This is a genomic window from Saccharopolyspora sp. NPDC047091 (assembly GCF_040643635.1).
Classification (GTDB): domain Bacteria; phylum Actinomycetota; class Actinomycetes; order Mycobacteriales; family Pseudonocardiaceae; genus Saccharopolyspora_C.
The window spans coordinates 19,656-43,867 of record NZ_JBEYUS010000006.1; the positions used below are offsets into that span (position 1 = coordinate 19,656).

Consider the following 24,212-nt stretch of genomic DNA (forward strand, 5'->3'; position numbering starts at 1 on the left):
GGCGCGGTGGCCCGCCCGGGGCGCGGGTCAGTTCATCGTGGGGATGGTGAAGCTGGCGCCTTCCTTGAGCCCGGAGGGCCAGCGGGAGGTCACCGTCTTCGTCTTGGTGTAGAACTTGATCGAGTCCGGTCCGTGCTGGTTGAGGTCGCCGAATCCGGACCGCTTCCAGCCGCCGAAGGTGTGGTAGGCGATCGGCACCGGGATCGGCACGTTCACCCCGACCATGCCGGTGTTGACGCGACTGACGAACTCGCGCGCCGCGTCCCCGTCCCTGGTGAAGATCGCGACGCCGTTGCCGTACTCGTTCTCGCTGGGCAGCCGCACCGCCTCGTCGTAGTCGGCGGCGCGCACCACCGACAGCACCGGGCCGAAGATCTCCTCCCGGTAGATCCGCATGTCCGGGGTGACGTGGTCGAACAGCGAGGCGCCTGCGAAGAACCCGTCCTCGTGACCCTCCAGCGCGAACCCGCGGCCGTCGACGAGCAGCGAGGCACCCTCCTCGACCCCGGCGGCGACGAGCTCGTCCACCCGCTGCAGCGCCTGCCTGGTCACCAGCGGCCCGAAGTCGGCGTCCGCGTCGAAGCTGGTGCCGATCTTGAGCTTGCGCACCCGCTCGACGAGCTTCTCCACCAGCGCGTCGGCGGTCGCCTCGCCGACCGGCACCGCCACCGAGATGGCCATGCACCGCTCGCCCGCCGAGCCGTAGCCCGCGCCGACCAGCGCGTCCACCGCCTGGTCCAGGTCCGCGTCCGGCATCACGATCATGTGGTTCTTGGCGCCGCCGAAGCACTGCGCGCGCTTCCCGTGCGCGGCGGCGGTGGCGTAGATGTACTCGGCGATCGAGGAGGAGCCGACGAACCCGACGGCCTCGATCCGGGGGTCGGTGAGCACCGCGTCCACCGCCACCTTGTCGCCGTTGACCACGTTGAGCACGCCCGGCGGCAGGCCCGCCTCGACGAACAGCTCGGCCAGCCGCAACGGCACCGACGGGTCCCGCTCGGAGGGCTTGAGCACGAAGGAGTTGCCCGCCGCGATCGCCGGGGCGGCCTTCCACAGCGGGATCATCGCCGGGAAGTTGAACGGCGTGATGCCCGCGACCACGCCCAGCGGCTGGCGCAGCGAGTACACGTCGATGCCGGTGCCCGCGTTCTCGCTGTACTCGCCCTTGAGCAGGTGCGGGACGCCGACGGCGAACTCGACGACCTCCAGGCCGCGCTGGATGTCGCCCTTGGCGTCGGCGACGGTCTTGCCGTGCTCGGCGGAGAGCAGCCGGGCCAGCGAGTCCATCTCCTCGCCGACCAGTTGCAGGAAGCGCATCAGCACCCGCGCCCGCTTCTGCGGGTTCTGCGCGGCCCACGCGGGCTGGGCCTCGGCCGCGTTCGCGACCGCGGCCGCGACCTCCTCGGCCGAGGCGAGCGGGACCTTGGCCTGCACCCCGCCGGTGTTCGGGTCGAACACGTCACCGAAGTTCCCGGAGGTTCCGGCGACCCGTTCGCCGCCGATGAAGTGCTCCAACTCCTGGGACATACCGCACCGCACCTTTCGCCGTTCGCACCGTTGATCCCGGCCCGCCCGCGCCGTCCACCGCTTCCCGCGGCCGGTCATTTAGTCGGGCTTCCAACTTTCGGTGACCCAATCATCAGCCTAGTCGGTACGGCTGCAACAGGTGCTGCAGATCACAGCCTCCGAACGGGTGAAGAACGCTCCGGTGCCCGCGGGGCGTCACTCCGAGTCGGTCCGCACCGCCGCCGCGATGGCCTCCGCGATCAGCGCGAACGACAGCGCTCCCGGGTCCGGCGTGCCCAGGCCCCGCTCCGCGGACTCCCGCGCCCGGCCGTGCTTCGGGCGCAGCGACGCCGTCCCCGCCGCCGCCCGGCGCGCCGCCGTCGCCGCCCGCGTCCACGAACCCGATTCGGCGAACTCCGCGGCGAACGGCGCGAGCGCGTCCACCACCGTCTTGTCCCCGGGGCGCGCGCCGCTGGTGCGCACCACGGACTCCGCGAACGCCGCCACCCCCGCGGTCAGCTCCGCCGTCGTCGGCGCCCGCTCGTCGGAGAGCTCACCGGCGAACGCGCGCAGGCCGGTGCCCCACAACATCCCCGACGTACCGCCCCCGCGGCCCGCCCACGCGTCGCCCGCGCGCGCCAGCGTCGAACGCGCCCCCGCACCGGCCCGCACCGCCAGCTCCGCCGCCTCGTGCGCCGCCGCCGTCCCGCGCACCATCCCCCGGCCGTGCGCGCCGTCCCCGACCACCGCGTCCACCCGGCCCAGCTCCGCGGCGTGGTCCGCCACGATCCGGCGCACCGCACCGAACACCGCGGCCAGCGCCGAGGCCGCCTCCCGCGAATCCACCCCGGTGCCGGTGTGCTCGGCACCGCGCACGATCCGTTCGAGCGCCACCGCGGGGTCGGGGCGGTCCGGGATCCGGCGGCGGGCCCGCTTCCGGTACGCGGGCGTATCGGCCGGGGCGCGCCAGAACCGCTCCAGCTCCGCGTCCAGCCAGATCAACGTGAGCGAGACGCCCGCCATGTCCAGGCTCGTCACCAGCTCACCGGCCTCCGGCTCCACCGGTTCCAGCCCGGCGCCGCGCAACCGCCGCGACACGTCGTTCCACAGCACGAACAACTCCTCGCCGCCGGTGCTGCCCAGCCCGTTGAGCAGCACGCCGACCCGCGGTCCCGCGCCCGCCGGGGCCTCCGCCAGCAGCCCGTCCACCAAGATCTCCGCGAGCCGATCGGCCGACGGGAGCTCCACTTCCGACGAGCCCGGCTCGCCGTGCACGCCCAGCCCCAGGCCCATCTTCCCGGCCGGCACCTCGAACAGCGGCTCGCTCCCGCCGGGCAGCGTGCACCCGTCGAACGCGACGCCCAGGCTGCGGGTGCGGTCGTCGGCCAGCCGCGCGATCCGCTCCACCTCGTCGAGCGGCTGCCCCTCGTCCGCGGCCGCGCCCGCCACCTTGATCACCGCGAACGCGCCCGCGATCCCCCGGCGCGCCGACCGCAGGCCCGCGGGCGCCGAAGCGATGTCGTCGGTGACCACCACCGACCGGCAATCGATGCCGTCCAGCCGCAACCGCTCCTGCGCGGCACCGAAACCCGTCCCGTCGCCCGCGTAGTTGCCGAACACGAACAGCAGCCCGCCCCCGCCGTGCGCGGCGCGCGCCACCGACAGCACCGCCCGCGGCGACGGCGGGGTGAACACGCCGCCCACCACGGCGGCATCGGCCGAACCGGGCCCGATCAGGCCGAAGAACGCCGGGTAGTGCCCGGCTCCGCCGCCGATGACCACCGCCACCCGGCCCTCGTCCGCGGGCAGCGCCCGCACCACCCCGCCCTCGACCCGGCGCACCCGATCGGGGTGCAGGTCGCAGAACCCGGCGAGCGCGTCCTCCGCGAACGAGGCCGGATCGTCGAACAAGCGCGTCATCGTTCCCTCACTGGATCACCGGCGGGCGCTCCCGCGCCGGTCACCAGGGTGCGGTGCGCGGACACCGCCGCGCCGGATGACCTTCCGGACTCACACCACCAGGTCCGCGGCCAGCACCAGCAGCAGCGCCACCACCGACATGATCGACTGCGCGACCGTGTACACCTGGAACGCGCCGCGGGTGGACAGCCCCAGCATGGTGCGGAACATCCAGAAGGTGTTGTCGCTGACGTGCCCGCCGAAGCTCGCCCCGGCCGCCGCGGCCAGCGCCACCAGCACCGCGGGCGTGCTCAGACCACCCACCACCGGCGCCAGCAGGGTCGCCGCGGTGATCGCCGCGACCGAACCCGAACCCTGCGCCAGCCGCAGCAGCGCCGCGACCAGCCACGCCAGCAGCAGCGGCGACGCGCTGCCCGCGTGGAACATCCCGGAGACCACATCGCCCACGCCGGTCCGGCTGATCACCTCGCCGAGCGAACCCGCCACCCCGGTGAACAGCAGGATCGTGCCGCTAGTGGACGCGCCCCTGGTCAGCGCCCGCTCCACGGCGTCGCGGGACAACGTCCACGCGGTCAGCGCGCACCCGATCAGCAAGCCGATCAGCAGCGCCACCACCGGATCGGCCAGGAACGACACCCAGCCCACCGGCGCGCCCACCGTCTCCGTCACCGTGCCCAGCACGATCAGGGCCAGCGGCACCAGCACCGGCAGCACCAGCACGACCAGCGGCAGGGTGCGGCGCGGCGACTCCGCCGGGGCCACGTCCATGCCCTGGAAACCGTCCCCCGCGGGCGCCTCGTCCCTGGCCGGGTTCCAGGTGCGGCGCATCAACCGGCCGTGCAGGAACACCGAGATGACGATCGAGAGCACCCCGATCCCGATGCCGCACAACAACATCGCGCCCAGCCCGACGCCGAGCGAGCCGCTCACCGCCAGCGCCGCCGCACCCGGCAGCACCATCAGCAGGCCCACCTCCAGGCCGATCGCCAGCGAACCACCGACGGCCGCCACGCTCGCCCCGGTGCGCGCCGCCACCGAACGGGCGATCGGCGCCAGCATCACCAGCGCCACGTCGAAGTAGATCGCCGGGAACACCACGCCGGACGACAGGCCCAGCGCGTACGGCGACCGGGACTTCCCGAACGCCTTCAGGAACAGCTCGACGATGCGCTGCAACGTCCCGGTCGCCGACAGCAGCGACCCGAGCAGCACGCCGAACCCGATGATCAAGCCGACCTCGGCCATCAGCCCGCCGAAGCCGTCGGTGACGGCTTTCGCCGTGCCCTCGAACCCGAGGCCGGTCGCCAGCCCCAGGTAGAGCGAACCCAGCACCAGCACGATGACCGGGTTGAGCCGTGCCCCGACGATCAGGGCGACGATGCCGACGACCGCGATCGCCGTGTGCAGCAGCAGGAAGGAGGAGGCCAATGTTCGCTCCGTGATCCTCGTCGTTGAGGGCGGTGCCGCGGGCGGGACGTGAGCTTCCACCAGCACGTCCCCGCACGTCGCAGCGGGTCGGTCCGAGCTCGTCAGTTGATGTGCGAGCCGCCGTTGATGTCGAAGGTGGCGCCGGTGATGTAGCCGACGTCCTCGCCCGCCAGGAACGTGATCGTCGCCGCGACGTCCCCGGTCCGACCGTTGCGGCCCACCGGCACGTCGGCGATCAGCTTCTCCTTGCGCTCCCCGGTGAGCAGGCCCCCGGTGATGTCGGTGTCGATCAGCCCGGGGGTGACGGCGTTGACCACGACCCCGTTCGGGCCGACCTCCCGCGCCAGCGCCCTGGTCAGGCCGAGCACGGCGGCCTTCGCCGCGGAGTAGTGCGAGCCGCCGAACACGCCGCCGCCGCGCTGCGCGCTCACCGAGGACACGTTGACGATGCGGCCGTAGCCGCGTTCCACCAGGCCGGGCAGCACCCGCTGGGTGACCAGGTACGTGCCGGTGACGTTGACCTTGAACACCAGGTCCCACTCGGCGGGCGGGATGTCCAGGAAGCGGGTGGGCCGGGTGATGCCCGCGTTGTTGACCAGCGCGGCGATCGGGGGCAGCTCCGAGTTCTCGACGGCGGTCACGGCGGCGTCCACCGAGTCCTGCTCGGTGACGTCGGCCCGCACGCCGAGGGCGCGCACGCCGTGCTCGGCCGCGACCAGGGACGCGGTGCTCTCGGCGGCGGCGCCGTCGAGGTCCAGCACGGCGATGTCGAAGCCCGCGGCGGCGAGCCTGCGGGCGGTCTCCCGGCCGATGCCGCGCTCGGAGCCGGCTCCGGTGATCAGGGCGGTGCGGGCGGTGTCGGACATGCGGGTCCTCCTGGTTCGGATGGGCGCGGCGCCGGGGTGGTGCCGCGGGGTGTGGCGGGGTGCCGTGCATCGCGGAGTGCCGCCGGGTGGCGGCTCGGTGTCGTGGGGTGGCGGCTCGGTCTCGTGGGCTGACGGCTCGGCGTCGTGGGGTGGCGGCGTCGTGGGGTGGCGGCGTCGTGGGGTGGCGGCTCGCCGTAGCGGGTCAGAGCAGCGCGGTGATCGCGTCCTTCGCGGCGGCGGCCGCGACGGGGCGCTCCTGCTCGCTCACGTCGTGCGTCTCGAGCTCCAGCACGTACCGGCCGCCGTACCCGGCGTCCCGCAGCGCCCGCACCACCCCGGCGAAGTCGGCGCGGCCGCGGCCGATGCTGAGGTTGATGTCGCCGGGTTCGGCGTCGCGCAGGTGCACGTGCTCGATGCGTTCGGCGAAGTCCTCGGCGAACGCGACCTCGTCGAACCCGCCCGCCACCACGTGGCTGACGTCGAAGACGAACCCGGCGGACTCGGCGGGGACCCGCTCCAGCAGTGCGGCCGCGCGGTCGGCGGTGTGGCAGAAGCGGAAGTGGTGCAGGCCCTCCACCAGCAGCCGCACGCCTCGTTCCGCCGCGAGGTCGCCGAGCGCGCGGAGGCCGCGCGCGATCCGGTCCAGGTCGGTCCGCTCGTCCGCGAACGGCTCCCGCTGCTGCGCGCCGCACGGCACGATGACCGCGGCGTCCAGCCGCGACGCGAGCTCCACGAGTCCGCGCCCGGCGGTGCGCAGGTCCCGCTCGTCGAGCCGCGGGTCGTTGAGCGGCCCCGGATCGACGTTGATCGCCCAGGTGCGCAGCCCGGAGTCCCGCACCAGTTCGACGAGCTCGTCCGCGGGCCCGGTCAGCGGGGTGGGGATGTGGTCGCACACGCCGGGCAGGCCGCCGAGGTCGATGCCACCGAAGCCGAGCTCGCGGATGGTCGCGAGCGCCTCGGCCACCGGCATCCGGCGGAACGAGATCGTCGAGCAGCCCAGCTCCGGCATCTTCCTCACTCCTTCGTGCGTCAGGTGGCGCACAGTTAACGACGTGCCGAGTCGACTGTCAACAGTCGACCGTTATTCGCCGACCCGTTCGTCGACTACGATGTGCGGGTCAGCGAGCAGAGAGGCGATCCACTGGTGTCCCTGGATGTTCCGGCGCTAGGCGGCGTCGACCGGCAGACCCTGCGCGAGCAGTCGCTGCGCAAGCTGCGCGAGGCGATCAGCAGCGGCCAGCTCGAACCCGGCAGGCGGCTGATCGAGACCGAGCTCAGCGAAGCGCTGTCCGTCTCCCGCGGGACGCTGCGCGAGGCCCTGCGCCACCTCGTGCAGGAAGGACTCGTCGTCGCCGACGAACGCGGCAAGCTCCTGGTCCGGGCGCTCACCGGCGCCGAGGTGCGGGACATCTTCGCCGTGCGCGCCGCCCTCGAATCGCTGGCCGTGGAGACGTTGTGCGGCGCCACCGACCGCGCCGCGCTCGTCGCGGAGCTGCGCACGGCGGTCGACCGGCTGCGCGAGCTCGACCAGGACATGGCCGCACTCGTCGAAGCGGACCTGGCCTTCCACCAGCGGATGTGCGAGCTCACCGGCAACGCCGCGCTCGTGCAGTCCTGGCAGCACATCTCCGGGCTGACCCGCGCCACCATCGTGCGCTCCGGCCCGGAACTGGCTGTGCGGAACATGGCCTGGCAACGGCACTCGCCGATCGTCGACGCCATCGAGGCGGGCGATTCCGCTCGGGCGCGCGAGGTCATCGGTGAGCACATGCGGGAGACGGCCGAGCGGATCGTCGCGGCGCTGCAGGACTGAGCTGCCTGACTGGGCAGCTGGGCTGGGCAGCTGGGCTGGGCAGCTGGGCTGGGCAGCTGGGCTGGGCAGCTGACTGAGCTGCTGGACCGGGTTGCCGGGTGGGACTGGGTTGCCGGGTGAGACTGGGCCGCCGGGTGGGACTGGGTTGCCCGGGTGGGACTGGGTTGCCGAGTGGGACTGGGCCGCCGGGCCGGTCAGGCCGCGTCGGATCCGCTGCCGGTGACCGCCGCGGCACCTATCCTCCCCGCATGGCCTCCGAGCCGGTGGACGTCTGGGCGATGGCCGACCTGGTCACGCCCTTCGCGGTGCGCACCGCCGCCACGCTGCGGCTGGCCGACATCGTCCAGGACGGGGAACTCCCGCTCGACGAGATCGCGAAGCGGTCCGGGACCGAGGCCGACCCGCTCGGCAGGGTGCTGCGGTTCCTGGTGCGGCGCGGGGTGTTCACCGAACCGGAACCGGACGTGTTCGGCCCCAACGAGGCCTCCCGCGTGCTGCGGACCGACGCCCCGGGCGGCACCCGCGAGTGGCTCGACCTGGACGGCGCCGTGGGTCGCGCCGATCTGGCCTTCGTGGAGCTCGTCGAGCAGGTCCGCGGCAGGCATCCCGCCTATCCCGCCGCGTTCGGCCGCTCCTTCCGGGAGGACCTCGCGCACAGCCCGCAGCTGTCGGACTCGTTCGACGACCTGATGGAGACCAAGTCCGACGAGCTGGCCCCACTGGTCGCCGCGGCGACGGCCTGGGACCGGTTCGAGCGGGTGCTCGACGTGGGCGGTGGCAAGGGCGTCCTGCTCGCCGAGATCCTGGAACGCCACCCGGACCTGCGCGGCACGCTGGTGGACCTGCCCGGGCCCGCCGCGGCGGGCGAGCGCTACCTGGAGTCGCGCGGGGTCCGCGATCGTGCCGACGTGGTCGCCGGCGACTTCTTCGACCCGCTGCCGCCGGGCGCCGACGCCTACGTGCTGTGCGATGTCCTCGGCGACTGGGAGGACGAGGACGCGGTGCGGCTGCTCGGCCGGTGCGCCGAGGCGGCGGGCGCGGACGGCCGGGAGGGCAGCGTGCTCATCGTGGAGCTCCTCCCGGACCCGGACGGCGAGTTCACCGAGATGGACCTGCGGATGATGATCTACGTCGGTGGCCGGATGCGGGACCTGGACCAGACCGAGCGCATCGCCGCCGCGGCCGGGCTGTTCATCGCCTCCGTCATCAGGCTCGACGACGGTCACGGCATCATCGAGTGCCTTCCGGACCGGTGAGCTCGGCGAACCCCAGCTTGACCCGCAACTTCTCCGGCAGGTCCGCGGCCGCCGCGGCGACGTGCTCACGGCGGTCCCGGTCGCCCATGTTCAGCGCGAGCACGTCGGCGACGGTGACCGCGTGCGCCGGTCTGCTCAGCACGTCGACCGCGTCCCCCGCGGTGATCTCACCGGGCTGCTCCACCGCCAGGTAGGCACCGGGGCGCCCGACCGCGGCGAACCGCTTCACCAGGCCCTTGACGTCCCAGAACCCGGCGAACACCCGGCACGGGTCGCGCGGCGCGGTCACCCGCAGCACCGCGCCACCGATCCGCCAGCGCTCCCCCACCAGCGCGGTGCTCGAATCGCAGTCGCGCAGGCTCAGGTTCTCACCCGCGTTGCCGGGCACCAGTTCCGCGCCCAGCTCCGCCGACCAGAACCGCAGGTCCTCGACGTCGAAGGCGTAGGCCGCCTGGTACCAGGCGCCGTGGTGCTTGCGGTCGATCACGGTGTCGCCGTGCACGCCGCTCTCGGTGAACCGCACCGGCCCCTGCACCGGACGCTTGTCGATGCCGGTGCTGCCCATCCGGCCCGTCCACTCGCCGGTCCGCAGGACCGCGACGTTCACTGCCTGCACATGGCCCACCCGGCCAACCTATGTTCGCCCCCGACCTCGGCGCACGAGGATTTCGGCCACACGACCGAGCGGCCGGGACCGCTCAGCCCAGGCGGGTGCGTGCGGTGTCGAGCGCGGTCCGGGCCTGCGCGACGAGGTCGTGGACCAGGTCCGCGGCGGGCAGCGGTGTCGCCTGGGCGTAGGTCTGCCCCGCCCACAACGACATCGCCTCCGGGTCGTCGGCGCGTCCGGCCGCACCGCGCACCGGCTTGGTGAGGTGGTGCAGCTGCGGATAGGCGGCCGGGGCGTGCGGTCCGTGCTCCGCCAGGAAGCGGTTGACCAGTCCCCGCGCCGGACGGCCGCTGAACGCCCTGGTGATCGCGGTGTTCCTGGTTCCGGCTTCGAGCGCGGCGCGCTGGGTCGGCGCGGTGCCCGCCTCCGCCGACACCAGGAACGCGGTGCCGAGCTGCGCCGCCACCGCACCGGCCGACAGCACCGCGGCGAGGTCCGCGCCGGTCACGACACCGCCGGCGCCCACCAGCGGGAGGTCGACCGCTCCGGAGATCGTCCGCAGCGCGCCCAGCAGGCCGAACAGCTCCCCACCCGCGGGCGAGTCCGGGTCGTCGTCGAACACGCCGCGGTGCCCACCCGCTTCGGAACCCTGCACGCACAGCAGGTCGACACCGACCTCGGCGGCCCGCCGCGCCTCGTCGGGAGTGGTGACCGTGCAGACCACCTGCGCCCCGACCTCGTGCAACCGTTCCACTGTGGACTTCTCCGGGCGGCCGAAGGTGAACGACACCACCGGAACCCGTTCGGCGATCACCAGCTCCACCTTGGCCTGGTAGAGGTCGTCGTCCCAGTGGGCCGATCCGGCCTGCACGCCGTACCGCTCCGCCTCAGCCGACACCCGCGCCCGGTACTCCGCCAAGTCCAGGTCGCGCCGCGTCCCCGGCACGAACAGGTTCACCCCGAAGGGAGCCGAGCCGAGTTCGCGCACCCGCCGGATCTGCCCGACCAGCTCCTCTTCGGAGAGGTAGCCCGCGGCCAGGAAGCCGAATCCGCCCGCACCGCCGACCGCCGCCACCAGTTCGGGCGTGGAGATCCCGCCCGCCATCGGCGCCGCGATCACCGGGGCGCTCCGCTGCTCGATCATGTCCCGGACCCTAGTGACGCCCCGGAGCACGCGCGAGTGCCCGCGAACTCCCGGCCGGACGGATCACACCGCCGGATGGATCACACCTCTTCTGCTCGTCCCTGGTTCCCCCTGCGCCGCCGGTCGATCCCGATCGCCGCCGTCCCTGGCGGATGCGGCGCTCTCGCACCACCACCGAAGGTCTGCGACCCGCGACACGAGTTCGCCGAACGTGTACCGAACGGGAAAACGAGCTGTGAACGACCTTGCCCCAGGTCATCACGACGGCGAATCTCTTGGCACAGCAAGCGATCGAGCACGAGAACGGGTGATCCTCATGAACACGACCGCCGAACAGACCACCACCGCCGAGCCCCGCTCGCACGTCCGCCGCATCGCGTTCGCCGCGCTGGCGGTGCCCGCCCTGATGGTCGGTCTGGCGCTGCCCGCGAACGCCGCGGAGCTCACCCCGATCGCCGAGGCCCTGGACTCGACGGTGGCGGCCACGCTGTCCTCGGTCGGTGCCGCGCTGGACGCGCTGGGCCTGGCGGCCTGATCAGGCGATCGGCCACCCGGCACGTGGGCGGCCGAAGCACACCCCGGGCGGGGCGGGAACCGGTTCTGGTCCCCGCCCCGCCCGCGCTCATGGCCGCAGGCCCGCCACCAGGTCGGCAGGCGTCAGCTTGACCGGGAACGGGTGCTGCACCTCGAACGACTCGTCCCCGAGGGCCCGGGCGATGCGCTGGTACCCGGAGCCGCCCACCAGTTCCCACGCGGTGATCGCGGGTTCCTCCAGGTCCGGGTCCACCAGCCAGAAGAACCGGGTGCCCAGGCGCGCGTAGACCTCCTTCTTCAGCGTCGTGTCCTTGAGCCTGCTGCTCGGCGAGACCACCTCGACCGCCAGCACCGGCGCCGCGGGCAGGTTCCGCAGCGTCAGGTCGTCGTGCCGGGCCACCAGGACGTCCGGCCGCAGCTCGGTGAACGGGTCCGGCCGCACCGCGAACGGCGCGGGCAGCACCCGGTACTCCGCGGTGCAGGCGATGTGCAGCTGCGAGGCCAGCTCCACCACCGCCGCCTGGTGCGGCCACCCGGGCAGCGCGCTCACCATCAGCTCGCCGTCGACCAGCTCGTACCTGCGGCCGTCCTCCGGAGATCCGTCCAGGTCGTGCACGCTGAACGGCCGTCCCGCTCCCGCTTCGATCCGCATGATCGCCACCTCTTCCCGCTCGTGCGCTGCGTCCCGGCGGCGCGGCCGCCGGAACCGGTCTGCGATGAAGAGGGGCGCACCCGCCGTCCTGATACAGCGCTCACCGGAAGGTGTGACAACGCAGTGGGCGGGAGCCCCCGTTCGGGGACTCCCGCCCACTCGCACCATTGCGATCACGCACACCCCGCCACAGGGCCGCTGGTGCGTCTGAGATGAGCGCTCCCGCGACGAGCGCTCAGCCGTACTTCCGGGTCAGGGGCGCGGTTCCGGCCGCCGCGGACCGGAACCGCTCCCCCGCCCGCTCGGTGCCTCGGCACCGGGTCGGGTCGCGATCAGAACTGCGCGGTCTCGGTCGAGCCGGCCAGCGCGGTGGTCGACGAGTCGGGGCTGACCGCCGTGCTGATCAGGTCGAAGTAGCCGGTGCCCGCCTCGCGCTGGTGGCGGGTGGCCGTGTAGCCCTGCGCCTCGGCGGCGAACTCGCGCTCCTGCAGGTCCACGTAGGACGTCATGCCGTCCGCCGCGTAGCCCTTGGCCAGGTCGAACATGCCGTAGTTCAGGGCGTGGAAGCCGGCCAGCGTGATGAACTGGAACTTGTAGCCCATGTGGCCGAGCTCGCGCTGGAACTTGGCGATGGTGCTGTCGTCCAGATTCTTCCGCCAGTTGAACGACGGCGAGCAGTTGTAGGCCAGCATCTGGTCCGGGTACTTGGCCTTGATCGCCTCGGCGAACTGCTTGGCGACCTCCAGGTCCGGCTTCGAGGTCTCCATCCAGATCAGGTCCGCGTGCGGCGCGTAGGCCAGGCCGCGGGTGATGCAGGGCTCGATGCCGTTGGTGACCTTGTAGAAGCCCTCGGAGGTGCGCTCACCGGTCACGAACTGCTGGTCGCGCTCGTCGATGTCGCTGGTCAGCAGCGTCGCGGCCTGCGCGTCGGTGCGGGCGACGACCAGCGAGGGCACGCCCGCGACGTCGGCGGCCAGGCGCGCGGCGTTCAGCGTCTTGACGTGCTGGCTGGTGGGGATGAGGACCTTGCCGCCCAGGTGGCCGCACTTCTTCTCGGAGGCCAGCTGGTCCTCCCAGTGCACGCCGGCGGCACCCGCCTGGATCATGCCCTTCATCAGCTCGTAGGCGTTGAGCACGCCACCGAAGCCCGCTTCGGCGTCGGCGACGATCGGGGCCAGCCAGTGCGTCGGCTCCGACTCGGTCTCCGCCGCCTCCGGGTCCAGCGCCTCGGACCAGCTGATCTGGTCGGCTCGCTTGAGGGCGTTGTTGATCCGGCGGACCACCTGCGGGACCGAGTTCGCCGGGTAGAGGCTCTGGTCCGGGTAGGTCTCGCCCGCCAGGTTGGCGTCCGCGGCGACCTGCCAGCCGGACAGGTAGATGGCCTTCAGCCCGGCGCGGACCTGCTGGACCGCCTGGTTGCCGGTGAGCGCGCCCAGCGAGTTGATGTAATCGGTCTCGTTCAGCAGGTTCCACAGCCGCTCGGCGCCGAGCCGGGCCAGGGTGTGCTCCTCCTGCACGGAGCCGCGCAGCCGGACGACGTCGGCGGCGGTGTGGGTGCGCTCGATGCCCTTCCAGCGGGGGTCGGTGTCCCACTCGCGCTGGAGTTCCTCGGCGGCCTTGATCGCCTGCTGGCGGCTTCCGGGCTGGAGGCTCATGGTCTTCCCCTTTCGGGATGTTCGTTGCGGCGTTGCTGAACCCAGTGTTGCCGGAGAACCACCCCGTTCAGCGAAGAAATCCTAGGAAATTTCGGCGGTTTTTCTGCTAGCATCAACGTCATGGCCGAGTTCGCCCCCGAAGAAGACCGCAATTTTTCCACCGACCAAGACCTCCTGGTGTTCGGTCAGAGATTGCGCCACCTGCGCCGCGCCGCCGGGCTCACCCTGGTTGAGCTGGGCGAACGCGTCGGCCGCGCGCCATCCCAGCTGTCCCTGCTGGAGAACGGTCACCGCGAGCCGAAGCTCTCGCTGCTGCGCGCGCTCGCCGACGCGCTCGGCAGTTCCGTGGACGAACTGCTGTCGAAAAAACCGCCGAATCGCCGCGCGGAGCTCGAGATCGCCGTCGAGCAGGCCCAGCTCGACCCGCTCTACCAACGGCTGGACGTACCACCGCTGAAGGTGGGCAAGCGGGTGCCGACCGAGGCGCTGGAGCACGTGCTGGCGCTCTACGACGAGCTCAAGCGGCGGGAGACCAAGCAGGTCGCCACGCCGGAGGAGGCGCGCAAGGCGAACGCCGAGCTGCGGCAGATGATGCGCGAGCACGGCAACTACTTCCCGGAGATCGAGAAGGCCGCCTCCGGCATCCTGGAGCGGGTCGGCTACCACGGCGGCGCGCTGTCCGAAGGGGTCATCCAGTCCATCGCGACGCACATGGGCTACGGGCTGCGGTTCGTCACCGACCTGCCGCGCTCGGTGCGCTCGATCACCGACATGCGGCACAGCCGGATCTTCCTGCGCCGCGAGTCGCTCGGCATGCACAGCCCGCGCACGATCCTGCTGCAGACCCTCGGACACCTCACCCTCGGGCACAGCCAGCCGCGGGACTTCGCGGACTTCCTGCGCCAGCGGGTCGAGGCGAACTACTTCGCCGCCGCGGTGCTGATGCCGGAGCAGGCCGCGGTCGGCTACCTGAAGCAGGCGAAGGCGGACCGCGACCTGGCGGTGGAGGACCTGCGGGACGTGTTCTCGGTGTCCTACGAGATGGCGGCGCACCGCTTCACGAACCTCGCCACCCAGTACCTGGACCTGGTCTGCCACTTCGTCCGCAACGACGAGACCGGGATCATCTACAAGGCCTACGAGAACGACGGGCTGGTGTTCCCCACCGACCCGGCCGGCGCCATCGAAGGCCAGCGGATGTGCCGGCACTGGGCGGGGCGGATGGTGTTCGCCTCACCGGACCGCTACTCGACGCACTACCAGTACACCGACAAACCCGGTGCCACCCACTGGTGCGTGGCGCACGTCGACCCCAACCGGGGCCGCGACTTCGCCATCACCCTCGGCGTGCCCTACACCGAATCCCGCTGGTTCCGCGGGCGGGAGACGACGAACCACTCGAAGTCGCGCTGCCCGAACGGCGAGTGCTGCCAGCGACCACCGACAGAGCTCTCGAACCGCTGGCAGGGCATGGTGTGGCCATCGGCGCGGGCCCATTCGCACGTGCTGTCCGCACTGCCGTCGGGGACCTTCCCCGGGGTGGACGAAGCCGACGTGTACGCCTTCCTCGAATCGCACTGACCGGTCCCGGTTCCCGCCGGTGGTCGGCGGGAATCAGGGCCGGGACCGCGCCGGGATCGGCATCACCAGCGCGGTGAGATCACCGTGATCGGCGGAGCGAACGGTGGCCGGCTGCTCGGCACCGCGCAGGTCGAGCAGCAGGTCGGCGCCGATAGCGGTGCTCACCGCGGGGTAGAGCGTGGTCAGCTGGAACCGGATGTCGAGGTCGGGACCCGTCACCAGAGCCGGCACCGGCGAACCGACCCCGGAATCCCCGGTCAAGGTGAGGCCGTCCCGCCGGACGGCCAGGGACGGCTCGGCGGCGGAACTCACCTCCAGCGCGCGGAGGAGATCGACCTTCTCCACCGCGACGCGGGTGGTGACGGCGGGCAACGCCTCGAGCATCGCCCGGTGGTCCGGGAACGGTTCGGCGAGCAGCCGGCAGTGCTGCTCCGCCGCCCCGTCCAGCACCACCCGGACACCGTTGCGCGCCAACGCGACCGATACCCGGTGGCTCCGATGCACGCCGGACAAGACGGACCGCAGGTCGTCCGCGTGCACCGTCGCCGACCAGCCGACCGTCACCTGCTCCACCGGGAGCAGGGTCCGCGTCGCCGACCGGTACCGGTCGGTGGCGGTCACCGTCACCGCCTCCGGACCGCATTCGAAGAACACCCCGTTGAGCACGGGGATCTCCGATTCCCGAGTGGTCGCGGACAGCACCTGCTCGATCGCGGCGGCGAACACCGGGCCGCTCAACGCGATCGGCTCCGACGGCGGCTCGCCCGCCCACGACGCGGTGATGCTCGCGGCATCGCGCTGCGCGGTCGCGGCATCGCCCAGGACCTTCCGCACGTGTTCCTCCACCAGGCGCACCGCGCGCTCGGCATCGGCGTCGAGCACGTCCCCGACCGCAGCGAGCGGCATGCCGATCTCGCGCAACCGCCGCAGCAACACGGCCCGATCCACCTGGCCCTGCTCGTAGAACCGATAACCGGAGCCCGCGTCGACCCGCGCCGGAGCGAGGAACCCGGAGTCGGCGTAGAAGCGCAACGCACTGGCCGTCAGGCCGGTGCGCTGGGCGAAGGAACCGATGGACATCACTTCAGAACTGGACACCGCGCCATCATCGAGCTTCGACCGACTTGAGGGTCAACGATGCCGAACCGAACGATTCCGGACCACACCCGGCCGCCGGGACCCGGCGAGCTACCGGGCGCGCTTCTCCCGCGGCCGCACCGAGCTCATCGCGAGATCGACGAAGCGGGCCGCCGCGGGCGACAACGGCCCCGGCCGCCAGAGCAACCGGCTGGTGCGGACCACCTTGGGCCGCAGCGGCAACACCGTGGCGCCTTCCTTGGCCGCGCCCACCGCCATCGACTCCGGCAGCAGGGTGACGCCGGCTCCCGCCAGCACGAGCGGCACGACCATGGCGAGGTGCGCGGTCTCCACCGACACCTTCGCGCGGAGCCCCCGGGCGGCGACCACGTCCTCGATGACCGCGCGCGTCGCGGTGCCCTCCGGAGTGGCGACGAAATCCCGGGCGGCCAGCTCGGACAGCCCGATCCGCTTCGGCCCCTGCTCCCCCGGCGGCAGCACGGCGTAGATCTGCCTGCCCGGCAGCACGAACTCCTCCATGCCCTCCGGATCCGTGCTGGCGTCGACCATGCCGAGCTCGCACTGCCCCGCCCGAACGCTGCCGGTCGCGGTCTTGCCCAGTTCCTGGTCGAACACCCGCACGTCGACCTGCGGGAAGTGCCGGAGGAACTCGCCGATCAACCGGGCCAGCGGATCGACGGCGAGCGTGGTCTGCGCGACGATGTCCAGCCGTCCCGACGCCAGCCCCAGCACTTGGCGCACGGAATCCTGCGCGGTGCTCAAGTCCCGCATCACCTGGCGGGCCGGCTCCAGCAGCGCCTCACCCGCCGCGGTCAGCCGCACCCCGTGCGGGAGCCGGTGGAAGAGCTTGCCGCCCAACCGGTTCTCCAGTTGTCCGATCGCGGTCGACAGCGACGGTTGTGCGACGCGCAGCGACTTCGCCGCACCGGTGAAGCTGCCGTGCTCGGCGATGGCCAGGAAGTACTTCACTTCACGACGCTCCACGACGGCCTCCCCTCCTGCGCCCACCGTAACCAGCACGGCGCGAACGGCCCGCGCGAACGCCCGGCCCGGCGGGTGCACCGCCGGGCCGGGAGGTACGGCTCGGGAGACCGCTCAGTCGTGCGCGGCCCGGAACCGCTCCCGCGCCTCGTCGTCCGCGACATCGCTGGCCAGGTCGTCGCCGAGGTCGAAGCGCACCGACCGCAGCCGCCCGGTGAACGCGTTGTCCACCGGCGCGTAGTCGTCCACCACCGGCGATGCCCGGTCCACCCCGATGTCGAAGGTCTCGTCGAAGGCGAAGTAGTACGGGATCGTGGCCTCCACCCGGCCATCGGCGACCTCGGTGCCGTCCACGGTCAGCACCGCGCGACCGCCCTTGCCGACGCCACCGCCGTCGTAGGCGAAGTCGAGGCGCACCTCGTGCGCGCCCGGCTCCAGCACCTGCCCGCTGATCTTGTAGATGTCGGTGCCGAAGTAGTTGTAGGCGTAGCTGGGCCGTCCCTCGTGGAAGTACAGCGACCAGCCGCCGAACCGGCCGCCCTGCGCGACGACCACGCCGTCGGCCCCGCCTTCGGGCACCTCCAGCTGCGCGGTGATCACGTACGAGCGGTTCTTGATGTTCGGCGCGGTCTCCTCGGTGAGTCGCTTCGCCCCGGCGTGGAAGGTGATCGTGCCGCGGTCGCCGAACAGGTCCAGCCGTCCCGCCTCCTTCGGGTTCTCCCGCTCCGTCATCCGGTCGTCCAGCGGGAACACCTGGTGCTTGGCCGCCTCCACCAGGAACAGCTGCTGCAGCTCGCGGAGCTTGCCCGGGTGTTCGGCGGCGATGTCGTGCGCCTGGCTCCAGTCCACGTTGGTGTCGTAGAGCTCCCAGCGGTCGTCGTCGAAGGACCGGCGCGTGCCGTCCTGCACCATCTCCCACGGGGTGCCGTGCCTGGTCACCGCCATCCAGCCGTCGTGGTAGATGCCGCGGTTGCCGACCATTTCGAAGTACTGCACGCGGTGGCGGTCCGGCGCGTCGGCGTCGTTGAAGCTGTAGAGCATGCTGGTGCCCTCGATCGGCTGCTGCGGCACGCCCTGCACCGAAGTCGGGTGTGGGAGGCCCGCCGCCTCCAGGATCGTCGGGACCACGTCGATCACGTGGTGCCACTGGTCCCGGATGCCGCCGCGCTCCTCGATGCCGCGCGGCCAGTGCACGATCATGCCGTCCCGGGTGCCGCCGAGGTGCGAGGCGACCTGCTTCGTCCACTGGTACGGGGTGTTCATCGCCAGCGCCCAGCCGACCGGGTAGTGCGCGTGGGTCGTGGCGTCGCCGAGCGCGTCGCGGTTCGCGTTGATGAACTCGGCGCTGTCCGGGATGCCGGTGGCGAACCGGTGCTCGTTCAACGTGCCGCCGAGACCGCCCTCGGCCGAGGCGCCGTTGTCCCCGAGGATGTAGATGAAGATCGTGTTGTCGAGCTCGCCCGTCTCCTCCAGCGCGTCGACGAGCCGGCCGACCTGGTCATCGGTGTGCTCGGCGAACCCGGCGTAGAGCTCCATCAGCGACGCCGCCGCGCGCTGCTCCTCCGCGGACAGCTCGTCCCAGTGCGGGACGCCCTCCGCCCACGGGGCGAGTTCGGTGTCCGGCGGCACCACGCCGAGTTCCTTCTGCCGCGCCAAGGTGATCTCGCGCTGCCGGTCCCAGCCGTGGTCGAACTTGCCGCGGTACTTGTCCCGGTACTCCTGCGGCACGTGGTACGGCGCGTGCGTGGCGCCGAACGGCAGGTAGGTGAAGAACGGGGTGTCCGGCTTCAACGTGTGCCGGGTGCGCACCCAGTCGATCGCCTGGTCCACCAGGTCCTCGGACAGGTGGTAGCCGTCCTCGGGGCGGCGATCCGGCTCCACCGGGTTGGTGCCGTCGAACAGCACCGGGTACCAGTGGTTCATCTCGGCGCACAGGAAGCCGTAGAACTTCTCGAAGCCCTCACCGGTGGGCCACCGGTCGAACGGTCCCGCCGGGCTCACGTCCCGCGCCGGGGTCTGGTGCCACTTGCCGAACGCGGCGGTGTTGTAGCCGTTGCCGTTGAGCAGCTGGCCGAGCGTGGCCGCGCTGCGCGGGCGGATGCCGCAGTAGCCGGGGGCAGCGCTGGACATCTCGGTGGTCACGCCCATGCCCACCGAGTGGTGGTTGCGGCCGGTCAGCAGTGCCTGGCGCGTCGGCGAGCAGATCGCGGTGACGTGGAACCGGGAGTAGCGCAGTCCGCCGTCGGCGAGCCGCTGCGCGGTCGGCATCTCGCACGGTCCGCCGAACGAGCTGGAAGCACCGAAACCCATGTCGTCGATGAGCACCAGCACGACGTTGGGCGCGCCGGCGGGCGCGTTCAACGGCTGCGCGGGGGTGAAGGCCGGGTTCTGGTCGCGCGCGTCGAGCGCGGTGACGGCGGTGGGCGGGGCGTCCGGGATCGGCAGGTGTTCACGCGATACGTCGGATGCTCCCATGTGCGACCTCCTGTGCGGTGCGGCGGACGAGCACGGGAGACGGCGAAACCGCAAGCGGCGCAAGGGTTTCCGCGTCCCCGCGGTGCGGCTCGAATGCTAGTCGGCGAACCGCCGCGAGCAAGGGTTCCCACGAGCCGGACACCGCGGGCCGGCGAGTCCCGCACCACATCCACACAAGATCACCGCAGGTGGCAGATCGCCACCGCGGAGGGAAGACCGATTCACGATGCACGCCATAGCCGACGCCTATGGCACCGCTGCCGAACCGCCCGCCCCGGGAAACCGGTCATGAGGCGAGCGGTCGGCGGCACGTCACTTCTTCGGCTTGGACTTGTCGTCCTTGCTCGCGGAGTCGTCGGTGGACAGCGCCGCGACGAAGGCCTCCTGCGGGACCTCGACCCGCCCGATGGTCTTCATCCGCTTCTTGCCCTCCTTCTGCTTCTCCAGCAGCTTGCGCTTCCGGCTGATGTCACCGCCGTAGCACTTGGCGAGCACGTCCTTGCGGATGGCGCGGATCGTCTCGCGGGCGATCACCCGCGACCCGATCGCGGCCTGGATCGGCACCTCGAACTGCTGGCGCGGGATGAGCTCGCGCAGCTTCGAGGTCATCTTGGTGCCGTAGGAGTAGGCGGAGTCCTTGTGCACGATCGCGCTGAACGCGTCCACCGGCTCGCCCTGCAGCAGGATGTCCACCTTGACCAGCTGGGAGCTCTGCGTGCCCGACTCCTCGTAGTCCATCGAGGCGTAGCCGCGGGTGCGGGACTTGAGGTGGTCGAAGAAGTCGAACACGATCTCGGCGAGCGGCAGCGTGTAGCGCAGCTCGACCCGGCTCTCCGAGAGGTAGTCCATGCCTTCGAGGCGGCCGCGCCTGCTCTGGCACAGCTCCATGATGGTGCCGACGAACTCGGACGGGGCGATGACGGTGCACTTCGCGATCGGCTCGTGGATCTCGCCGATCTTCGCCTCCGGCCAGTCCGACGGGTTCGTGACCTCGATGTCCTCGCCCTCTTCGAGCTTCACCTGGTAGACGACGTTGGGCGCCGTCGAGATCAGGTTCAGGCCGAACTCGCGCTCCAGCCGGTCCCGGGTGATCTCCAGGTGCAGCAGGCCGAGGAAACCGCAGCGGAAGCCGAAGCCGAGCGCACCCGAGGTCTCCGGCTCGTAGGTCAGCGCGGCATCGTTGAGCTGCAGCTTGTCGAGCGCTTCGCGCAGGATCGGGTAGTCCGAACCGTCCACCGGGTACAGCCCGGAGTAGACCATCGGCTTCGGTTCGCGGTAGCCGCCGAGCGCCTCGGTCGCGCCCTTGCGCTCCGCGGTCACCGTGTCGCCCACCTTGGACTGGCGGACGTCCTTCACACCGGTGATCAGGTAGCCGACCTCGCCGACGCCGAGCCCGGCGGAGGGCTTCGGGTCCGGCGAGATGATGCCGACCTCGAGCAGTTCGTGCGTGGCATTGGTCGACATCATCCGGATCCGCTGCCGCGGGGTGATCTTGCCGTCGACGACGCGGATGTAGGTCACCACGCCGCGGTAGGTGTCGTACACCGAGTCGAAGATCATCGCGCGGGGCGGCGAGTCGTGCACGCCCTGCGGGGCGGGGATCTGGCGGACGACCTCGTCGAGGACCTCGCCCACGCCCTCACCGGTCTTCGCCGACACCCGCAGCACATCGGTGGGCTCGCAGCCGATGATGTGCGCGAGCTCCGCCGCGTACTTGTCCGGCTCCGCCGCGGGCAGGTCGATCTTGTTGAGCACCGGGATGATCTGGAGGTCGTGCTCCATCGCCAGGTACAGGTTCGCCAAGGTCTGCGCCTCGATGCCCTGCGCCGCGTCGACCAGCAGGATCGCACCCTCGCAGGCGGCCAGCGACCGGCTCACCTCGTAGGTGAAGTCGACGTGCCCCGGGGTGTCGATCATGTGCAGCACGTGGTCGACGCCGCCCGCGGTCCACGGCAGCCGCACGTTCTGCGCCTTGATCGTGATGCCGCGTTCCCGCTCGATGTCCATCCGGTCGAGGTACTGCGCCCGGTACGCCCGCTCGCCCAACACCCCGGTGAGCTGCAACATCCGGTCGGCCAGCGTCGACTTGCCGTGGTCGATGTGCGCGATGATGCAGAAGTTCCGGATGCGCTCCGGGTCCGTGAAGGTCGTATCGGCGAAGCTGCTCACTCGGTGTTCCTTGGGATCTCGGGGTCCTCGCGGGGCGCGCGTGCAACCCACATCGTCCCACGCGGCGACCTGCCACCGGAGCCCAACTCCGGGGCCGGCTCAGCGCGGTCGCTGGTCGGTGCGGATCGGATGATCCGCGGGAACCTCCACGAGCACGATCCGCGTGCCGTCCGGGTCGGCGATCCACGCCTCGTCCAAGCCCCACGGCTGCCGGACCGGCGCGGCCTCCACGGCGACTCCGAGCTCGGCGAGCCGGTCGAACTCGGCGTGCAGGTCGCGGACCTGGATCCACAGCACCTGGTCCGGGCTGGGGCCGTGCTCGCCGCGACCGGAGATCTCCAGGAAGCCCTGCCCGAGGAAGAACACCGTGCCGCCCGGGAACTCGCGGGAGATCGCGAGACCGAGCACGTCCCGGTAGAAGCGCAGCGAGCGCTCCGGGTCGCGCGGGCGGAGGATCGTGCGGCTGTTGACGACGTCCATGCGTCCCGTTGTACCGCGACACCGGCCCGGGCGAAAAAGACGGCGGGCCCCCCACCGCGAAGGTGGAGGGCCCGCCGAGCGGATCACCGCACTCAGACCGCGCGAACGCCGCTGGCCTGCGGGCCCTTCTGGCCCTGGGTGATCTCGAAGGTCACGGTCTGGTTCTCTTCCAGGGTGCGGAAGCCGTTGCCGTCGATGGCCGAGTAGTGGACGAACACGTCCGGGCCGCCACCGTCGGGGGAGATGAAGCCGAAGCCCTTCTCGGAGTTGAACCACTTCACAGTGCCCTGTGCCATCTCTGTCTCCTCACAGCTGATGAGTAACCGGTGCCCGCACCGCGCGAACACCGGGGCCTAGTCCAGACGGCGAACTCTCCAGCTTGCGCTCAGGACAGAGTCGCGCCCGCAACTTTCGCGAGCGTGTCGAACACGAACACAAAAATCGGCCGACTCATACAACCACACCCCGGGGCAGATCATTCCCGCGACCCGCCGGTGTTCTCGATCTCACATCACGCCTGACGTGGCCTCTTGACTGATCGCCCGGAAGGGTTCAGAGACCGGCGGCGAGCTTCCAGCCGAGGCTGGCCACCAGCGCCACCACCACGGTGAGGAACACCTTGCGCACCCAGGCCGATCCGCGGCTGGACGCCAGCGCAGCGCCCAGCACGCTGCCGCTCGCGTTGCTCACCGCCATCACCAGGGCCAACCCCCACAAGATCTTGCCCGCGGAGATGAAGAACAGCAGCGCCCCCAGATTGGTGGCCACGTTGACGACCTTCGCGGTCGCCGACGCCCCCACGAACGCGAAACCGACCAGGCCGACGAGCAGGAACACCAGGAACGAGCCGGTGCCGGGGCCCGCGATGCCGTCGTAGAAGCCGATCGCCAGGCCGCCCGCCACCATCACCCAGACCTGCTGGACGGGCCCGAAGCGCGGCGCCGCGACCGACCCCAGATCGGGTTTGCGCCACGTGTAGATGCCGACCGCGATCAACGCCACCAGCACCACCACGGTGAGCACGAGCTGCGGCAGCGAGGCGGCGAACACGGCACCGCCCAGCGCGCCCAGGAATGCGACGGCCGCCATCGGCAGCGCACTGCGCCACGGCACCGGGGTCCGCTTCGCGTAGGTCCACGCGGCGGCGGTGGTGCCCGCGACAGCGGCGAGCTTGTTCGTCCCGAGCGAGTAGATGATGTTCCCGCCGGGCACCAGCAGCAGCATCGCGGGCAGCTGGATCAGGCCGCCGCCCCCGACGATCGCGTCCACCGCTCCGGCGAGGAACGCCGCGCAGCACAGGAAGACGAGCCCGGCCAAGGAGAGATCGGCGAAGCCGGGCCAATCCAATGGGGTGAACACGGGGCGCGAGCCTATGCCGCCGACCACCGATCGAGTCCTGTCGTGTGAGCGTCCTCGCACCCGATGCCGACGCGGGCCGGCACGAGCACCGTTGCTAGGATCGTCGACCGTGCCGTGCGGCGTTCCGCCAGGGAGGAAAGCTGCGCACACCGCGGGCCGTCGAGCTCCGGTGCGGCAGCGCCGATTCAGCGCGGCACGACGAATCCGATCGAGGAAAGAGGCGCCCCAGTGGCCAACATCAAGTCTCAGATGAAGCGGATCAAGACCAACGAGCGCAACCGCCTGCGCAACAAGTCGGTGAAGTCGTCGGTCAAGACCGCCATCCGCAAGTTCCGCGAGGCCGTTGCCGCCGGTGACAAGGACAAGGCCCTGGAGCTGCAGCGCGCCGCCTCGCGCACCCTGGACAAGGCCGCCGGCAAGGGCGTCATCCACGCCAACCAGGCCGCGAACAAGAAGTCGGCGCTGGCGCAGGCCGTCAACAAGCTCTGAGCCCGAGCGCGGCCGGGCCCTCCGTCCGGCACGCGCACCGGCCCGAAGCGGGGTCCGTCCTTCCGGGGACGGGCCCCGTTTCGCGTTCTGGGGGGCAGGTCGCGGGCTCAGTGGTTTTCGCGCGCGGGGTTGAGGGCTCGCGTGCCGTTCGTGCGGCACCGCGCACCGCGCACCGCGCACCGCGCACCGCGCACCGCGC

21 protein-coding genes are annotated in these 24,212 nt (G+C 71.6%); 5 read left to right on the forward strand and 16 right to left on the reverse strand.

Going from position 1 to position 24,212, the window contains the following annotated elements; translation table 11 throughout:
- Positions 1–27: 27 nt before the first annotated feature.
- The 5 genes from ABZ805_RS04795 to ABZ805_RS04815 form a co-directional block, all read right to left on the reverse strand.
- Positions 28–1,527 carry a CoA-acylating methylmalonate-semialdehyde dehydrogenase gene (locus tag ABZ805_RS04795; RefSeq protein WP_358434404.1) on the reverse strand — a complete coding sequence of 500 codons (1,500 nt, stop codon included), beginning with the start codon at positions 1,525–1,527 and terminating at the stop codon, positions 28–30.
- 195 nt (positions 1,528–1,722) lie between these two features.
- Positions 1,723–3,426, reverse strand: coding sequence for a dihydroxyacetone kinase family protein (locus ABZ805_RS04800; protein WP_358434406.1), 1,704 nt, complete (start codon positions 3,424–3,426; stop codon positions 1,723–1,725).
- A 90-nt stretch (positions 3,427–3,516) separates the two neighbouring features.
- Positions 3,517–4,854, reverse strand: a complete 1,338-nt coding sequence (locus tag ABZ805_RS04805; RefSeq protein ID WP_358434409.1) for an SLC13 family permease — start codon at positions 4,852–4,854, stop codon at positions 3,517–3,519.
- A gap of 101 nt (positions 4,855–4,955) precedes the next feature.
- Complete coding sequence (locus ABZ805_RS04810; RefSeq protein ID WP_358434411.1) at positions 4,956–5,720, reverse strand: SDR family NAD(P)-dependent oxidoreductase; 765 nt, start codon at positions 5,718–5,720, stop codon at positions 4,956–4,958.
- Between the two features lie 202 nt (positions 5,721–5,922).
- Positions 5,923–6,729 carry a sugar phosphate isomerase/epimerase gene (locus ABZ805_RS04815; protein WP_358434413.1) on the reverse strand — a complete coding sequence of 269 codons (807 nt, stop codon included), beginning with the start codon at positions 6,727–6,729 and terminating at the stop codon, positions 5,923–5,925.
- 135 nt (positions 6,730–6,864) lie between these two features.
- Here ABZ805_RS04815 and ABZ805_RS04820 point away from each other — a divergent pair, with 135 nt between their 5' ends.
- Entirely contained in the window at positions 6,865–7,533 is a 669-nt protein-coding gene (locus ABZ805_RS04820) for a GntR family transcriptional regulator (protein ID WP_358434416.1), read from the forward strand.
- A 248-nt stretch (positions 7,534–7,781) separates the two neighbouring features.
- Positions 7,782–8,789, forward strand: a complete 1,008-nt coding sequence (locus ABZ805_RS04825) for a methyltransferase (protein WP_358434418.1) — start codon at positions 7,782–7,784, stop codon at positions 8,787–8,789.
- Here the strand turns inward: ABZ805_RS04825 and ABZ805_RS04830 are convergent.
- Together ABZ805_RS04830 and ABZ805_RS04835 are read right to left on the reverse strand one after the other, a co-directional pair.
- On the reverse strand, positions 8,764–9,396 hold the full coding sequence (locus tag ABZ805_RS04830) for an MOSC domain-containing protein (protein ID WP_358434421.1): 633 nt from the start codon (positions 9,394–9,396) through the stop codon (positions 8,764–8,766). The two genes, ABZ805_RS04825 and ABZ805_RS04830, sit on opposite strands and share 26 nt — an antisense overlap.
- Positions 9,397–9,487: 91 nt before the next feature.
- Entirely contained in the window at positions 9,488–10,540 is a 1,053-nt protein-coding gene (locus tag ABZ805_RS04835) for a nitronate monooxygenase (RefSeq protein WP_358434424.1), read from the reverse strand.
- Between the two features lie 316 nt (positions 10,541–10,856).
- On the opposite strand from ABZ805_RS04835, the gene ABZ805_RS04840 reads away from it, so the two are divergent.
- Positions 10,857–11,075: a hypothetical protein gene (locus ABZ805_RS04840; RefSeq protein ID WP_358434427.1), complete on the forward strand. Its 219-nt coding sequence runs from the start codon at positions 10,857–10,859 to the stop codon at positions 11,073–11,075.
- 87 nt (positions 11,076–11,162) lie between these two features.
- On the opposite strand, the gene ABZ805_RS04845 is transcribed toward ABZ805_RS04840, so the two are convergent.
- Positions 11,163–11,726 carry a Uma2 family endonuclease gene (locus tag ABZ805_RS04845; RefSeq protein ID WP_358434429.1) on the reverse strand — a complete coding sequence of 188 codons (564 nt, stop codon included), beginning with the start codon at positions 11,724–11,726 and terminating at the stop codon, positions 11,163–11,165.
- 332 nt (positions 11,727–12,058) lie between these two features.
- The gene (gene aceA / locus ABZ805_RS04850) at positions 12,059–13,381 is read right to left on the reverse strand and encodes an isocitrate lyase (RefSeq protein ID WP_358434432.1); all 1,323 of its coding nucleotides are present in this window, start codon (positions 13,379–13,381) and stop codon (positions 12,059–12,061) included.
- 120 nt (positions 13,382–13,501) lie between these two features.
- On the opposite strand from aceA, the gene ABZ805_RS04855 reads away from it, so the two are divergent.
- Positions 13,502–14,962: an XRE family transcriptional regulator gene (locus ABZ805_RS04855; protein ID WP_224960355.1), complete on the forward strand. Its 1,461-nt coding sequence runs from the start codon at positions 13,502–13,504 to the stop codon at positions 14,960–14,962.
- A gap of 33 nt (positions 14,963–14,995) precedes the next feature.
- Here ABZ805_RS04855 and ABZ805_RS04860 read toward each other — a convergent pair whose 3' ends face one another.
- The 7 genes from ABZ805_RS04860 to ABZ805_RS04890 all read right to left on the reverse strand — a co-directional run bounded on the left by ABZ805_RS04860 (position 14,996) and on the right by ABZ805_RS04890 (position 23,524).
- Positions 14,996–16,060 carry a MerR family transcriptional regulator gene (locus ABZ805_RS04860; RefSeq protein WP_358434436.1) on the reverse strand — a complete coding sequence of 355 codons (1,065 nt, stop codon included), beginning with the start codon at positions 16,058–16,060 and terminating at the stop codon, positions 14,996–14,998.
- Positions 16,061–16,150: 90 nt separating this feature from the next.
- Positions 16,151–17,044: a LysR family transcriptional regulator gene (locus ABZ805_RS04865; protein WP_358434439.1), complete on the reverse strand. Its 894-nt coding sequence runs from the start codon at positions 17,042–17,044 to the stop codon at positions 16,151–16,153.
- 111 nt (positions 17,045–17,155) lie between these two features.
- Entirely contained in the window at positions 17,156–19,516 is a 2,361-nt protein-coding gene (locus ABZ805_RS04870; protein WP_358434442.1) for an arylsulfatase, read from the reverse strand.
- A 312-nt stretch (positions 19,517–19,828) separates the two neighbouring features.
- The gene (gene lepA / locus ABZ805_RS04875) at positions 19,829–21,685 is read right to left on the reverse strand and encodes a translation elongation factor 4 (RefSeq protein WP_358434445.1); all 1,857 of its coding nucleotides are present in this window, start codon (positions 21,683–21,685) and stop codon (positions 19,829–19,831) included.
- A gap of 99 nt (positions 21,686–21,784) precedes the next feature.
- The gene (locus tag ABZ805_RS04880; protein WP_358434448.1) at positions 21,785–22,165 is read right to left on the reverse strand and encodes a VOC family protein; all 381 of its coding nucleotides are present in this window, start codon (positions 22,163–22,165) and stop codon (positions 21,785–21,787) included.
- A gap of 92 nt (positions 22,166–22,257) precedes the next feature.
- Positions 22,258–22,461 carry a cold-shock protein gene (locus tag ABZ805_RS04885; protein ID WP_358434451.1) on the reverse strand — a complete coding sequence of 68 codons (204 nt, stop codon included), beginning with the start codon at positions 22,459–22,461 and terminating at the stop codon, positions 22,258–22,260.
- 256 nt (positions 22,462–22,717) lie between these two features.
- Positions 22,718–23,524: a TSUP family transporter gene (locus ABZ805_RS04890; RefSeq protein WP_358434454.1), complete on the reverse strand. Its 807-nt coding sequence runs from the start codon at positions 23,522–23,524 to the stop codon at positions 22,718–22,720.
- 228 nt (positions 23,525–23,752) lie between these two features.
- Here ABZ805_RS04890 and rpsT point away from each other — a divergent pair, with 228 nt between their 5' ends.
- Positions 23,753–24,013, forward strand: a complete 261-nt coding sequence (rpsT, locus tag ABZ805_RS04895; protein ID WP_224960363.1) for a 30S ribosomal protein S20 — start codon at positions 23,753–23,755, stop codon at positions 24,011–24,013.
- Positions 24,014–24,212: the final 199 nt, after the last annotated feature.

Excerpts from the sequence above, each read along its gene's own strand:
- ABZ805_RS04795 (WP_358434404.1), bottom strand. The coding sequence starts at position 1,527 with ATGTCCCAGGAGTTGGAGCACTTCATCGGCGGCGAACGGGTCGCCGGA.
- ABZ805_RS04800 (WP_358434406.1), bottom strand. The coding sequence starts at position 3,426 with ATGACGCGCTTGTTCGACGATCCGGCCTCGTTCGCGGAGGACGCGCTC.
- ABZ805_RS04810 (WP_358434411.1), bottom strand. The coding sequence starts at position 5,720 with ATGTCCGACACCGCCCGCACCGCCCTGATCACCGGAGCCGGCTCCGAG.
- ABZ805_RS04815 (WP_358434413.1), bottom strand. The coding sequence starts at position 6,729 with ATGCCGGAGCTGGGCTGCTCGACGATCTCGTTCCGCCGGATGCCGGTG.
- ABZ805_RS04825 (WP_358434418.1), top strand. The coding sequence starts at position 7,782 with ATGGCCTCCGAGCCGGTGGACGTCTGGGCGATGGCCGACCTGGTCACG.
- ABZ805_RS04835 (WP_358434424.1), bottom strand. The coding sequence starts at position 10,540 with ATGATCGAGCAGCGGAGCGCCCCGGTGATCGCGGCGCCGATGGCGGGC.
- ABZ805_RS04840 (WP_358434427.1), top strand. The coding sequence starts at position 10,857 with ATGAACACGACCGCCGAACAGACCACCACCGCCGAGCCCCGCTCGCAC.
- ABZ805_RS04845 (WP_358434429.1), bottom strand. The coding sequence starts at position 11,726 with ATGCGGATCGAAGCGGGAGCGGGACGGCCGTTCAGCGTGCACGACCTG.
- aceA (WP_358434432.1), bottom strand. The coding sequence starts at position 13,381 with ATGAGCCTCCAGCCCGGAAGCCGCCAGCAGGCGATCAAGGCCGCCGAG.
- ABZ805_RS04855 (WP_224960355.1), top strand. The coding sequence starts at position 13,502 with ATGGCCGAGTTCGCCCCCGAAGAAGACCGCAATTTTTCCACCGACCAA.
- ABZ805_RS04870 (WP_358434442.1), bottom strand. The coding sequence starts at position 19,516 with ATGGGAGCATCCGACGTATCGCGTGAACACCTGCCGATCCCGGACGCC.
- ABZ805_RS04880 (WP_358434448.1), bottom strand. The coding sequence starts at position 22,165 with ATGGACGTCGTCAACAGCCGCACGATCCTCCGCCCGCGCGACCCGGAG.
- ABZ805_RS04885 (WP_358434451.1), bottom strand. The coding sequence starts at position 22,461 with ATGGCACAGGGCACTGTGAAGTGGTTCAACTCCGAGAAGGGCTTCGGC.